This is a genomic window from Roseovarius sp. AK1035 (genome assembly GCF_003288315.1).
Lineage (GTDB): Bacteria > Pseudomonadota > Alphaproteobacteria > Rhodobacterales > Rhodobacteraceae > Roseovarius > Roseovarius mucosus_A.
Genome location: NZ_CP030099.1, coordinates 1,409,120 through 1,422,177 on the forward strand (window position 1 = coordinate 1,409,120; position 13,058 = coordinate 1,422,177).

At 62.6% G+C, this 13,058-nt stretch carries 12 protein-coding genes; 3 read left to right on the forward strand and 9 right to left on the reverse strand.

Translation table 11 applies throughout. The features are described 5' to 3' along the window. Nucleotides 1-92: 92 nt before the first annotated feature. The 8 genes from RAK1035_RS06690 to RAK1035_RS06725 all read right to left on the reverse strand — a co-directional run bounded on the left by RAK1035_RS06690 (nucleotide 93) and on the right by RAK1035_RS06725 (nucleotide 8,927). Nucleotides 93-788 (reverse strand): ABC transporter ATP-binding protein, encoded by a 696-nt coding sequence (locus tag RAK1035_RS06690; RefSeq protein WP_008281369.1) that lies wholly within the window; start codon nucleotides 786-788, stop codon nucleotides 93-95. Then, nucleotides 772-1,494, reverse strand: a complete 723-nt coding sequence (locus RAK1035_RS06695; protein WP_008281370.1) for an ABC transporter ATP-binding protein — start codon at nucleotides 1,492-1,494, stop codon at nucleotides 772-774. The genes RAK1035_RS06690 and RAK1035_RS06695 overlap by 17 nt, the downstream gene beginning before the upstream one ends. Then, nucleotides 1,494-2,426: a branched-chain amino acid ABC transporter permease gene (locus RAK1035_RS06700; RefSeq protein ID WP_008281371.1), complete on the reverse strand. Its 933-nt coding sequence runs from the start codon at nucleotides 2,424-2,426 to the stop codon at nucleotides 1,494-1,496. The genes RAK1035_RS06695 and RAK1035_RS06700 overlap by 1 nt, the downstream gene beginning before the upstream one ends. Continuing rightward, nucleotides 2,423-3,349, reverse strand: a complete 927-nt coding sequence (locus RAK1035_RS06705) for a branched-chain amino acid ABC transporter permease (protein WP_008281372.1) — start codon at nucleotides 3,347-3,349, stop codon at nucleotides 2,423-2,425. The genes RAK1035_RS06700 and RAK1035_RS06705 overlap by 4 nt, the downstream gene beginning before the upstream one ends. 24 nt (nucleotides 3,350-3,373) lie before the next feature. Continuing rightward, nucleotides 3,374-3,985: a hypothetical protein gene (locus RAK1035_RS06710; RefSeq protein WP_008281373.1), complete on the reverse strand. Its 612-nt coding sequence runs from the start codon at nucleotides 3,983-3,985 to the stop codon at nucleotides 3,374-3,376. Between the two features lie 27 nt (nucleotides 3,986-4,012). Then, complete coding sequence (locus RAK1035_RS06715) at nucleotides 4,013-5,311, reverse strand: ABC transporter substrate-binding protein (protein WP_008281374.1); 1,299 nt, start codon at nucleotides 5,309-5,311, stop codon at nucleotides 4,013-4,015. A 94-nt stretch (nucleotides 5,312-5,405) separates the two neighbouring features. Then, nucleotides 5,406-6,776: a hypothetical protein gene (locus RAK1035_RS06720; protein WP_008281375.1), complete on the reverse strand. Its 1,371-nt coding sequence runs from the start codon at nucleotides 6,774-6,776 to the stop codon at nucleotides 5,406-5,408. Nucleotides 6,777-6,914: 138 nt separating this feature from the next. Then, a complete protein-coding gene (locus RAK1035_RS06725) occupies nucleotides 6,915-8,927 on the reverse strand; it encodes a hypothetical protein (protein ID WP_254683691.1) in 2,013 nt (670 codons plus the stop codon). Nucleotides 8,928-9,075: 148 nt separating this feature from the next. Here RAK1035_RS06725 and RAK1035_RS06730 point away from each other — a divergent pair, with 148 nt between their 5' ends. Together RAK1035_RS06730 and RAK1035_RS06735 are read left to right on the forward strand one after the other, a co-directional pair. Continuing rightward, nucleotides 9,076-9,771: a thiamine diphosphokinase gene (locus RAK1035_RS06730; protein ID WP_008281377.1), complete on the forward strand. Its 696-nt coding sequence runs from the start codon at nucleotides 9,076-9,078 to the stop codon at nucleotides 9,769-9,771. Next, the gene (locus tag RAK1035_RS06735; protein ID WP_008281378.1) at nucleotides 9,768-11,402 is read left to right on the forward strand and encodes a membrane protein; all 1,635 of its coding nucleotides are present in this window, start codon (nucleotides 9,768-9,770) and stop codon (nucleotides 11,400-11,402) included. Before RAK1035_RS06730 ends, RAK1035_RS06735 begins: the two co-directional genes overlap by 4 nt. Here RAK1035_RS06735 and RAK1035_RS06740 read toward each other — a convergent pair. After that, nucleotides 11,399-11,980, reverse strand: coding sequence for a DUF1285 domain-containing protein (locus tag RAK1035_RS06740; RefSeq protein WP_008281379.1), 582 nt, complete (start codon nucleotides 11,978-11,980; stop codon nucleotides 11,399-11,401). The two genes, RAK1035_RS06735 and RAK1035_RS06740, sit on opposite strands and share 4 nt — an antisense overlap. A gap of 69 nt (nucleotides 11,981-12,049) precedes the next feature. On the opposite strand from RAK1035_RS06740, the gene RAK1035_RS06745 reads away from it, so the two are divergent. Beyond that, nucleotides 12,050-13,057 (forward strand): AAA family ATPase, encoded by a 1,008-nt coding sequence (locus RAK1035_RS06745; RefSeq protein ID WP_008281380.1) that lies wholly within the window; start codon nucleotides 12,050-12,052, stop codon nucleotides 13,055-13,057. The last annotated feature ends 1 nt before the right edge of the window (nucleotide 13,058 follow it).

A 13,058-nucleotide genomic window follows, 5' to 3' on the forward strand; every position in this document is an offset into this window, starting at 1 on the left:
TAGTTGCCGACAGGCTATCCGAGCGACAGATGCGCGGTGCCCCTGCGCCTCTGCGACAAGCGCACAGCCAAGTGCCTTTTGTACAACCTGCGCTAAACCCCGACGTAACGATCCACGAGGCTGCGGTCGGCGCGCAGCGCCTGGGCGGTCATCACCGACCCGCCCGTGCCATTCTCGAGAAACGCCACCCGGTCGGCCACATCGAGCACCGCATCGACCCGTTGTTCGACCAGCAGAACCGCAACGCCAGATGCCCGCAACCCGACAATCACCTCGCGAATGGCCGCGATCATCGAGGGCTGCAACCCTTCAGTTGGCTCGTCGAGCAATAGAACTTGGGGGCGCAGGCAGAGCGCGCGCGCCATGGCGAGCATCTGTTGTTCGCCCCCCGAGAGGGTTTGCGCCTTCTGTCCCAACCGCTCGCGCAGGCGGGGAAAAAGCGCCAGCACCTCTGCGCGCACCTCTGGCCCGCTTTGCCGCGCCATGAGGCCAATTTCAAGGTTCTGCGCCACGGTCAGGTCTGTAAAGAGCCGCCGCCCCTGGGGCACATAGCCCACACCGGCGCGGGGCACCTGATGCGCGGGTAGCGTGCTCAACTGTTGCTGTCCCAGCCAGATTGACCCGGAGATAAGCGGCAAGAGCCCCATGATCGCGCGCATTGTCGTGCTTTTGCCCGCGCCGTTGCGCCCCAAAAGGCACAGGATTTCACCCGCCTGCACCTCTAGGCTCAGATCGCGCAGCACCTGCGCGCGACCATAGCCCGCGCAGACCCTATCCAGCCGCAGCATCGGACACGCCCCCCAGATAGGCGGCCTGCACCGCGCGGTTGGCATGGATTTCCGCAGGTGTCCCCTCGGCCAGCACCCGGCCACCATCCAGTACGGTGATCCGGTCCGCCAGATCCATCACCACCCGCATGTTATGCTCGATCAGCAGGATGGTCGCCTCTTGCGCCACCTCGCGGATCAGGCGCAGAAAGCTGTCGATCTCGCCCTCGGCAAGGCCTTGTGTCGGCTCGTCAAGGATCAAGAGGCGCGGGGATTGGGCAAGGCCCATCGCAATCTCCAAGAGGCGCTGATGCCCATAGGCCAGATCGCCCGCCTCTTGGTCGGCGCGCTCTGCCAGCCCGACCCGCGCCAGCGCCTGATCGACAGCGGTCTCTACCGCCGCGCCATGCAGATGCCGACGCGCGGCAAGGGCTACGTTCTCCCGCACACTGAGCCGGCCAAAAACCGAGGTGATCTGAAACGTATAGGCCATGCCCAACTGCATCCGCCGATGTGCGGGCAGGGCGGTGATGTCTTGCCCATCGAAGCTTACCCGCCCCGCAGTCGGGGGAATACGCCCGGAAATCATGCCCACCAGCGTTGTTTTGCCTGCGCCATTGGGGCCGATCAGGGCGCGAATCTCGCCCTTGGGTAGGTCGAAATCCACATCCTCGACTGCGCGCAACCCGGCAAAATTCTTGGATAGCCCCCGCGTGGATAGCAGCATCACGGCATCCCCCGCCAGAACCGTCGCCGCACGTCGCCCATCAACCCTTGCGGCGCAAAGAGTGTCAGCGCCACCAGCGCCACACCGGCAATGAGCATATAGGCCGTGGTCACGCCCGAGCTAAGATCAATCAGATAGAACATGAAGAGCGTGCCGATGAATGGCCCCAGCACCGTGCCCGCCCCGCCCAAAAGCACCCACAAGAGCGGAAAGATTGAATATTGCACCGAGGCGAATGTCGCCCCCACATAGCCAAACAAGAGGCCATACGCCGCCCCCGCCGCCGCTGCCATCGTCCCCGAAATCACCATGACCGCGAATTTATGGGCGAAGACGTCATAGCCCAGCATGCGTACCCGCTCTTCATTCTCGCGGATCGCCACCAGCACCCGGCCAAAGGGCGACCGCACCAGCCAGAGGCAAAGCATCAGGCAAAGCCCGAACAAGAGCAGCGCCGCGAGATAGCGATTGCCCTCATCGCTCAGGTCAATACCCCAGAGCATCCGCTGTGTCTGTTGGATCACGAACCCCTCATCGCCCCGCGTCAGCGCCCCGAAATAGAGCACGGTGAGGTAGCCCGCCTGTGCGAACATCAGCGTCACGATCATAAAGGCGACCCCGGCCGTGCGCAGCGCCAGCGCTGCCAACACGCCCGCCACCGCCGCCCCGGCCAACACCCCAAGGATCAGCGCCGGTGCCGGTGTCAGCCCCAGATGCTGCACGCCGAGGCCCATCCCATACATCCCCGCCGCGAAAAACAGCGCATGGCCCAAGCTGAGCAGCCCCGTGTACCCGAACATGAGGTTATAGCCCATCGCGTAACTCGCCAGCACCATCACCCGCGCCAGATTGCCGTGGTGATAGGCAGGCAGCACGAAATGCAGCGCCAAGAGCAGAGCCAGCAGCCCGACATGCAGGGCATAGACCCTCACGTGCTGCGCCCCCCGAATAGACCCTGTGGGCGGAATACCAGAACCAGACCTACAAGCAGCGTCGCCAATATCTTGGCCAGCGTGGGCGAGAAAAAGACCGAGATGATCCCGTCGCTGAGGCCGATCAGCACCGCCGCCAGCACTGTGCCAGGCAGGCTTCCTAGCCCGCCAATGATCACCACGATAAACGACAGCAAGAGCGGGTCCGCGCCCATAAGGTAATGCGCCTGTTGTATCGGCACGATCAGCACGCCCGCCAGCGCCGCCAGCGCCGCCCCCAGACCAAAGACCAGCGCATAAACCCGTTCGACCGGGATGCCAAAGGCCAGCGCCATGTCGCGATCCGCCTGCGTGGCCCGCATGACCAGCCCGATGCGGGTGCGGGTCATCAAGGCCCAGACGGCGCAGAGCAGCACCACCGCTGCACCGATCACTGCCAGTTTGTAAGTGGTCGTGCCCAGCCCCCAAGGCCAGATCATCGCCCAGCCCTCGGCCCCATGTTCAAACCATGGGAGTGCAATCCGCGTGTTGAACGGTGCCTCGACGGGGCGCGCATCCGGGCCGTAGCCCATCAGCGTGACCTGCTGAATGATATACAAAAGACCGATTGTGGCGACGATGGTGCGCTCTGGATCATACTCCAGCCGTTTGAGGATCGTCATATCGGCGGCCACCGCCAGCGCCCCCACGATCAGTGGCGCTGCCACCAGCGCCAGTGCAAAGCCGATGGCGGGATGCCCCACCACGCTCTGCGCGATCCACCACGCCAGCACCGCGCCGAGCATGAAAAACTCGCCATGCGCGATATTGACCACCCGCATCACGCCAAACACAAGGCTGAGCCCCACAGCCGTCAGTGCCAGCACTGCCGCAGTCACCGCGCCCTCGAGCGTGGCCAGAACGAGATAGGGGCCTAACTCCATCCTAGGGCCATGTGCGGTGCCACGTCATTGCGCGGCAAACTCCAACCCGCCCATCAGGATGCGGTCATCATCGGTCAGGGTCACGATCTGGCCATGCTTGCGCTCTAGCGCGCGGGCCACCACCTCGTTGCGGGGCTCCCATTTATAGGCGCGGTCCTCGGTGACGGGGGCCCAAGTCAGCCGACCGCCCCGACGCCACGGGTCCAGCACGATGCCCTTGCGAAAATCATCGCCTTTGGCGCTGACAATCGCGGTGCTGTGTTCCAACCGAAAGGCATTCTCGGCATTGGCCACCGCGCGGTGCAGATCAAGCGTCTGGAATTCCTCGAGCTTTAAGCGGTCCTCCATATCGCGCGCCCAATGCCAGCAAAGGCCGCGCGGTTTCAGCCCCATGTTGACCTTGGTGTTGTGCACAATGGGCGGATCGGTGATCTCGTATTCCAGCGCAAGGCGGTGGGTATGCTCATAGGCGATGCGCGCGGCGCGCGCGGCCTCTTCGGGGTCTACGTCTGGTCCAAGCCCACGGATCGCCGCCGCAAGCCGCGTCACCTCTTGCGCCTCGGGGGGCGGGGGCGGCGCGCCGCACCCCGCCAGAACCGACGCCGCCAGCCCTATCAGAACAAGCCTCCGCTTCACCCTATCGCCCCGCTTGCCAAACTCGCCTTAGAAGGGCTGAGCCGTGTAATCCACCTCATCGGGATAAAGCGTATCCTCGATAGAGGTGCGATGCACGCGCACCAGTTTTCCGCCCTCAACCCGGCTGATATTCTGATGGCCAAAGACCTGATGCGTCTTGCCGTTGAAAATCTTGTCGCCCTGCGGATGCGCAAGGCTCTCGGGCAGAGTTGTCATCGCCTCGACCGCCTCGATCAACGCGGCACGGTCCTGCGGCCCGGTATAGCCCGCCGCCTCCATCCCGGCCTTGATGACATGCAGCGTTTCCCAGCAGCCAAACATATGCGCATAGGTCGACACGTCCCGCGGGTCGCTGATCGACGACCCCCGCTCGTTGACCCCCACCGCCGCACGATAGGCAGTTTCATGCGCGCTTTCGTCCGGTTGCTGATCGCGGCACATGCCTTCCCAGAAATAGCTGTTTTCAAGGAATTCCAGACCGGGGCTGTCAATCGCCACCGCCTCTAGACTGTCAATAAAGCCGAAGAGCGCCGGACCCTGCCCACCAAAGAACTCGCCCAGCTCCTTGACGAAGGTCAGCACGGCAGGCCCGACCATGACGTGATAGAGAACTTCGGTATCGCGCGGGATCTTGGGGAAATACTTGGTGAATGAGGTTTCCGAGGGCGGGATTGCGATATGCGCCAGTACCTCGCCGCCCTGAGCCTCGATCGCTTGGGTAAAGAAATCGCGGTGATCGTGGCCAAAGGCGAAGTCCGGGAAGACCATCGTGACCTTTTTGCCAAGGTTCGCCGCCACATAGGGCGCCATCGCCTGAACCTGGCTTTTGACATCTGTGATGCCCGGTTGCAGCGTGTAGCGGTTGAGCATCCCAGAGGCGACGTGATGCCCTTCGGAGACCACGAAATACGGCAGCTTCAATTCGCCCGCACGCGGCGCAGAGCCAATGACGACATGGCTGAACAGCGTGCCAAACCCGATGTCACAGCCATGCTGATTGGCGAATTTCTCGACCACCTCTGCCCCGCGCTTGGGGTCTGTGCCGTCATCCTCGGCGACAATCTCGACCATGCGGCCATTGATGCCGCCACCCTCGTTGATCAGCTTGACCGCCGCCTGCGTGGTGCGGTCATACCAGCGGCCATAGGCGGCACCGATGCCGGTGCGATGCACCTGAAAGCCGATTTTGATGGGGGCTGCGGTCTGCGCATGGCTGTAGCGCGCCCAGAGCGGCAGGCTTGCCGCCGCAACGCCACCGACAAGGGCCCCGCGCCGCGTGATGCCGGTTTTCGGCCCGGTTTGCTGGCCATGTTTCGGGGTGTTCATCGCGCATCCTCCAAAGATCAATCGCCCTTACAGGGCAAATGCCGCACCTGCATACCTTGCGCAAGCCCCTAGGGGTTGTCCAGCGGTTAACGTGTCACGCCCCCCGCGGCGTCGCCAATAGCCAGAGGCCAAAGACAGTATAGGCCACCATGAAAAGGGCGAGCGGCACCTGTCCCAGCACGGCGCGCCGCCGCCCTTCGCCTGCGCGCATTGCCAGCGCATGTGCCAGCAGAATGGCGATCACATGGCCTGCGACCACGGCGCCCGCCTGCGTCATCCAGATCAGCTTGACCGGTCCGGGGGTGTTCAGGAATCCGGCGGAAATTGTAAGGTCTGAAAGGCCCAGCGCCCGTGCAATGGCGGCCAGAACATACTGTCCATCCAGCAGAAACGCGGTCAGGTAATGGGCAATGTGATAGGCCAGAGCGATCGGCAGCAGGGTGGGCGCATAGAGGCAAAAGAGCCCGCGCAAGGCGCGCGGTCGCCCCCCTGCCAGCCGCTCACCCAGCCAAAGGGCGGTGGCAAAGACCACAATAAGTGCGGTGTTGGCTAAAATTAACCCCAAGATGTTGGGGGAGATGACTGCAGAGCGGCCCGGAAACTCTAACGGGTTCAGGCCCAGAATGCCCAGCCAGAGGAATGTTTCATTGATCCCATCGAAACTGCCAGAGCCAAGCAGGATCAGACAGAAGCAAGCCAGCCCCAAGCTGACGGTGCGGCCTTTTGCAATCTTCCAGCCGGGGAGCCCAATGGAAATGCAACCGTTTGAAAAGCCCAGAAAACTCATCCGTCTATAGGCGCGCATCAACACTGTGAGTGCCTCGGCCCGCACCAGCCAGGCAGGGCCGAAAAGCATCAGCCCGGCCAGCATGGCATACCAGTAAAAGCCCACCACCACCGCCAGCCGCCCCGGATCGGCAGGGGCCGGATCGGCCAGAAGAAACCCGGAAAAGGCAAGGAAACCCAATACGCCAGGCCAATGGCCCAAGGCGCGGGGATAGCGCAAGGGCGCGCGCATCCCGGTGAGGTGGTGCAGCAAGACACCCACCCCCACCCAAGGATTAAGCCAACGCCAGACATCCCCAACCACCCCTTGAACCGTGACCAGCACAATCCAGAACACCACCCAGATCGCCAGCGGCAAGGGATTGACGCCCGGATCACCCGGCCCGGTCAACCCCCGCCAGACCAGCCAACCCAGCAGGGCTGACACTGCAAGACTGATGAAATAACGTGCAAAAACAGAGGGGCGCAGGCGGGCAATCCCGATGGGTCGGAACAACCGTTCGGCAAATTCCCCCGGCAGAATGGCCAAGAGCGCCACGGTCAGCGCCACGGTAAGGCCCCCGGCAGCGATGTAAACATCTGTAGGCAACAGTAGGACAAACCCCTGTTCGCCCGCATGCGCCCAGACGGCCCCCGCCGTTAGGCTAGCAAGTCCTCCGCTCAGCATGATCGCGCGCATATGCCTGCCCCGTTTTCCCGCCCAGCCGAGTCTGACCTGTCCCCAACCTGCGGGAAAGGGGGAAATCGCTCCAGACAAACGAAAACCCCCGCACCAGAGGCGCGGGGGCGTACCGTTCACCACACAAACCTGTCGCGCCTACCCCGCGTGGCGGTGTCCTGTCGCGCGAAATTCTGTCACGTCCGTCACTGCAAATCGGCCACCGGCCAGCTTTTGCAGCTTGCCCTGACGCAACAGTTGCCCAAAGGAGCGCAAGCCATCCTCGCGCGAGAAGCGCTCTTGCTCGACTTCTTTGAGTTTCCCCATCAGCATCGGGCGCGAGAATTGCGGACGTCCTTCGACATCCGAGAGATAGGCCGCCGCCGCTTCGAGCAGGTCGGGCAAGCTGTTTGCGCCCACTTCTTCGGCGAAAGAGGTGAAGTTGCCCTCATTGGAGGATGTCGTGCTCTCCACTTCGAGATCGGCGGCAGAGATGCGGCGCGGGCGAATGGGCGCGCGCGGTGTGTCGATCCGCTGTTCCGCCACCAGCTTGAGCGGCGCGGGGCGGCTTTCTTCGGGGCGGGCAGACCGCTCTGTCGGGGAAGCGATCTGCGGACGGCGCGGGCGCACGACACTGGCCAAATCGCTGCGATAGGGGGTATCATCGACATTCTCGCGCAGCGTTGATCCCGCGCTCTGCTCTGCGCGGGTGGCGGCCACGGCGGCGCGCAGATGCTGGATGGCGTTGCGCCGCTGGCTGGAGGCGGGTGCCTCAAGCTGGGTGTCGGTCTTGTCGAAGATGCGCGTAAGGTCGTTGGAGCCGGATGCGTCTTCAAAGCGCCGCATGCCCTGCTCTTGCGCAGGCGTCATCGCGCCCTCGTTCTGGTCGTCTTCGTCTTCGTCTTCGTCTTCGTCTTCGTCAGTGGCAAGCGGCGGGGTCTGCTCGGCCTCGGCGGCGATGTCCTCGATGTCCTCGATTTCGTCTATTTCGTCTGCCTCAGCGCCCTGCGTCGGGATGTCTGCCTCTGGTTCTGGGTCGGCTGTCGTGGCACTTTCGAGGGCCAATTCGGCCTCGACTTCGGCGAGTTCGCGCTGCAACTCGGCCTCTTCCTCTGGGCTGAGAATGCTGGTCTCGGCGTCAAAGAGATTGTCCTCGTCGTCGTCGAAATCGTCGTCGTCATCCTCTTCAAAGATACCTTTGGCGACGGCGGCCTCAAACTCGGTGCGTTTGACCTTGATCACGCGGGCGAGGGGGGGCGTTTCGGGCTTGGTCTCTGGGGTCTCGGTCGGTGTGGCATCCGCCATCAGCGCGGCCAGAGTATCCTCAAAGTCGTCGGCTTCGGCCACTTCGGCCTCTGTTTCCTCTTCGGTCAGTACCTCTTGCGGTTCGGGCGTGGGCACTGGCTCGGCGGATAGGACGGCGTCGAAATCCAGATCTTCGTCTTCGGCCTCTTCGACCGTGACGGTTTCGTTGCGATCATCCTCGGCCATGACGGCGCTTAGATCCTCGGCAACGGTATCGAGGAAATCCTGCGCGTGTTCATCTTCGGTGTATTCAGAGTCTGCGGTCTCTGCGTCTTGCGCCACGACCGAGCGGATACGGCTCAACTTGGCGGCGATGCTCTCGCTGTCCGGGGCAGATGCCGTATGGATGATCTGCGGCTCTTGCTCTAGCCCCTCGGGCTGAATGGGGGCCTCGTATGCTACGGGTTCTTGGGCGACAGCGGTGGGTGTGTCTGGCAGGCTTGCAAGCTCTTCTTCCGCCTCGTCGGTATCGACCATCTCCGGCGCAGCCTCGGCCATGGCCGGCGGCACAGGGGCGGTTTGGGGCATCTCGGGTGTGGTTTCGGGGTGTTCCGGTTCGGCGGCAACCTCTGGGGTGGGGGCCACCAAGGGCGCGCGCACCACCGCTTGCTCGCTCGCGGCGCGCAGAACGATTTTGCCTCGCTCTTCATGCGCCTCGACGCGCCGGGCGATTTCCCGCTCGGCGATTCGCGCCAGCATCTCGGCATCAGGGGTTGGCGGCTCTGCTCCGAAATACCGGTCATCCGCTGCCAGATCGCGAAAATACTCCGCAATCGCCTTCATTGTATCAAAGGAATCGTCAAAGCCTTCTAATGTGCACGAAAATGTGCCGTAGGAGACCGTAAGTATCTTGTTTGAACCAACCATAATATGCGCTCGCTTTGCTTGCCTGCAAAGACAGGGTTTACCATGACGCCATAGACCAAAGCGGCCCGATTCTTAGATTTTTACCGTATCATTTCGTGTTCAGAATGTGACATCAGGTACGTTAACGCAACGATAACAGGTAAAGTTGATGATTGTTCGCGAAACAGAACCTGTAATCCTGATCGGCGGGGCCTCTCTGCCCGAAGGTCAGGTTAACCAAGTGCTCCGGCTTGCCCGGGTTGTGATTGCGGCGGATAGCGGGGCGGATAGTGCGCTGCAGCATGGGATCACACCGCACGCTGTGATTGGTGATTTCGACAGTATTTCGCAATCGGCGCGTGCCGCGATCCCAGAAGCGGCGCAGTTTCCGGACCCCGATCAGGATACGACGGATTTCGAGAAATGCCTGAGGGCGATTGCGGCACCGCTTATCCTTGGACTGGGATTTTGTGGCGACCGGATGGATCACCAACTGGCGGCCTGCACCGCGCTGGCGCGCCATCCCTGGCAGCGCTGTATACTTTTGGGGGAGCGGGATCTGATGTTTCTTTGTCCGCCCTCGCTGAACCTGCCGCTGCCAGAGGGGGTGCGCGTCTCGCTTTTCCCGATGGGCGCGGTTGAAGGGGTGTCGCAGGGGCTGAAATGGCCGATTGGCGGGCTCAACCTTGCGCCGGACGGGCGTATCGCCACATCAAATGCGGCGCTTGGGCCGGTGCATCTTGCGGTGACCGCCCCCAAGCTGCTGGTAATCCTGCCGCTTGAAATGCTCGATATGACGGTGGGGGCGTTGCGTGCCACGCAGGCCTATTGGCCAAGCCCCGGCAAAGAGGGCGACCGCGCATGACCCTGACACAGCGCCTGATGACATGGGCCGATGCCGTCGTGTTTGATCTTGGGCGGCAGATGCGCTGGACGTTTCTGCCACCTTTGATGGTCTATTTCGCGGCTGGGTTTTCCGGGCTGACGATGATCGTCGGCACATTCTTTGTGAAAGAATACCTCGACCTTTCGGCAGCCTATCTGGCGGGTCTTGCATTCTGGGCGGGGTTGCCCTGGGCGCTCAAGATGCCGCTTGGGCATCTGGTGGATATCATCTGGCGGTGGAAATGGCTGTTGATCTATCTTGGTGCGGGGCTGATCGGGCTGTCGGTGCTGATCATGTATCTACTGCTGACCCGGACCGAGGCGATGGTGGCGATCATGCCGATGGGGGCGTGGTATGTGACCTCGTACCTTCTCGCCCCATGTGGGTTGGTCATTCAGGACGCGGTGGCTGATGCGATGTCGGTCGAGGCGGTGCCGCGATTTGATGCAGAGGGCCAAGCGATTGATCTGGACAGGTCGCGGGCGCTGCATACCACGATGCAGACGCTGGGGCGGTTTGCGCTGATTTCCGGCACACTCGCAGTGGCCGCGCTCAATATCTACATGTTCGCCGGAATCGAGGATCTGGGGCCAGAGGCCAAACGCGCCACCTATGCGCTCATTTATCTATCAGCCCTGTCTATTCCGTTGGTGTCTGTGTCGGGTGTGCTGTTGGCGGCATGGCAGAAACATCGCCTGCGCCGTGGCCTGCGCCAAACCGGGCTGAGCGAGGCGGAGGCCGATACCCTCTTTGAGCGTCCCGGCGAAAAGACGCAGGCGAACCCATGGTATTTCATTGGCGGGGCGGGATTTGTGGCGCTGTCGCTGACCATCGGCCTGAGCGACATCCCCTTTGGGCAAGAGATCATCTTTGCGGGGTCCATGGCGATTGTGCTTTTGCTGATGCGGCAGCTTGTGGCGGTTCTGCCGGTGGCGCAGGCGCGCACATTGGTGGGCACGGCGATCATCATCTTCATGTTCCGCGCCACGCCGCGTCCGGGCGATGGCTATACGTGGTTCTCGATCGACCTTTTGGCGTTCGATCAACAGTTCCTGTCGGTGCTGTCCCTCATCACCTCTGTTTTGACGTTGGTGGGCATGGTGATCCTGCGCCCGCTGATGGCGCATCGCAGCATCGTCTATATCGTGGTGCTGCTCACACTGGCGGGGGGCATTCTGTCCTTGCCCAACATCGGGCTTTATTATGGGGTGCAGGAGATCACGGCGGCCATGACAGGCGGCATCGTCGATGCCCGGTTCATCGCCATTCTAGATACAGCCATTGAATCGCCTCTGGGGCAGGTTGCCATGATCCCGATGCTGGCCTGGATCGCGCGCAATGCGCCGGATAATCTCAAGGCGACATTCTTTGCCGTGATGGCATCCTTTACGAATCTGGCGCTGTCGGCGAGTTCGCTGCTGACCAAATATCTCAACGAGGTTTTCATCGTGACGCGCGAGGTGCGGGATGCGGCAACCGGGCAGATCACTACACCGGCGGATTACAGCGCCTTGGGGATGCTCTTGATCACCGTAACGCTCATCACGGTCGGCCTGCCGCTCTTGACGGTGTTCGTCATTCAGCGCTCACCGTTGCGCAGTAAGGATTAGGGCAATTCCGCCTCTGGGATGACCGGAAAGAACTCGCCGCCGGACCAAAGCCCGAACCAGCCGTCGTGCCGGTCGCCGATCTCGACAAGGCGGTAAAAGCTTTTGCGGTCGATCAGCGCCTCAAGATTGGCGCGCACCAGCACATAAGGTGACGGTTCGCCGGTTTCGGGGTCGCGGGTGACGCGGATGGGGGTATCGGGGCCGGCGGTCACGTGGTCGCCGACATTGGTTTCAAACCGCAGGGTTTGCGCGGCCCCCGTGCCCTCGGCTTCGAAATCCACTGCGACAAAGGGTGCGTCATCGACGGTGATTCCGACCTTTTCAACCGGAGTGACCAAAAAGTAATCATCGCCATCGCGGCGCAGGATGGTGGAGAAAAGCCGCACCAGTTCGGGCCGCCCGATGGGCGTGCCAAGGTAGAACCACGTGCCATCGCGCGCAATCCGCATGTCTAGATCGCCGCAAAACGGCGGATTCCACAAATGCACCGGCGGCAGCCCTTTGCCCTTGGCCCGCACCGCCCGCGCAGAGGCGGCGATGCCTTCGGCTGACGGGCTTGTGACGGAATCTTTGCTCATTGCTTTTGCCATTTCTGTCCCAAGCTATACACTCATACAGAATGATATAGGTCTGACGGGAGTTTTGCCATGACCGATGACACTGATCTCTTGGCCGGTCTGGAGGCGCTGGAGGGCAAATTGGCCCAAGCGCGGGCGTCGATCACCCGGCGGTTCATCGGACAGGAGCAGGTTGTCGACCTGTCCCTGTCGGCGCTGCTGTGTGGTGGTCACGGTCTCTTGATCGGGCTGCCCGGTCTGGGCAAGACGCGACTGGTCGAGACATTGGGCACGGTCATGGGCCTGCACACCAACCGGGTGCAGTTCACGCCAGACCTGATGCCTGCCGACATTCTGGGTAGCGAAGTTCTGGAAACCGCCGAGGATGGCAAGCGCGCGTTCAAGTTCATCGAGGGGCCGGTGTTCTGTCAGCTTTTGATGGCGGATGAAATCAACCGCGCCAGCCCGCGCACCCAGTCTGCGCTGTTGCAGGCGATGCAAGAACGCACCGTGACGGTGGCCGGTGTCAGCCGCCCGCTGGGTACGCCGTTCCATGTGCTGGCGACACAGAACCCGATTGAACAAGAAGGCACCTATCCTCTGCCCGAGGCGCAGTTGGACCGTTTTCTTGTTCAGATCGAAGTGCCCTATCCGGACCGCGACACCGAACGCGCGATCCTCTTGGCGACCACGGGCGCTACGGAAGAGGCGGCACATGGGGTCTTTACCCCGTCCGAATTGATTGCCGCGCAACAGATGCTGCGCCGGATGCCAGTGGGCGAAAAGGTGATGGAGGCGATTCTCGATCTGGTGCGCGCCTGCCGCCCCGAGGATGCCAGCGCCGCCGATGGGGTGCGCGCGAGCGTGGCTTGGGGGCCGGGGCCGCGCGCGGCGCAGGCACTGATGCTGACCGTGCGGGCGCGGGCGATGCTGCAAGGGCGGCTTGCGCCTGATGCCAGCGACGTGGCCGCCATGGCGCAGCCGGTTCTGGGGCACCGGATGGCGCTGAATTTCGCGGCGCGCGCGCGGGGCGAGAGCCTGCCTGCGCTGATTGCCCGCACGGTCGAGGATGTGACCCGCGTGCAGGCCGCCGCCTGAG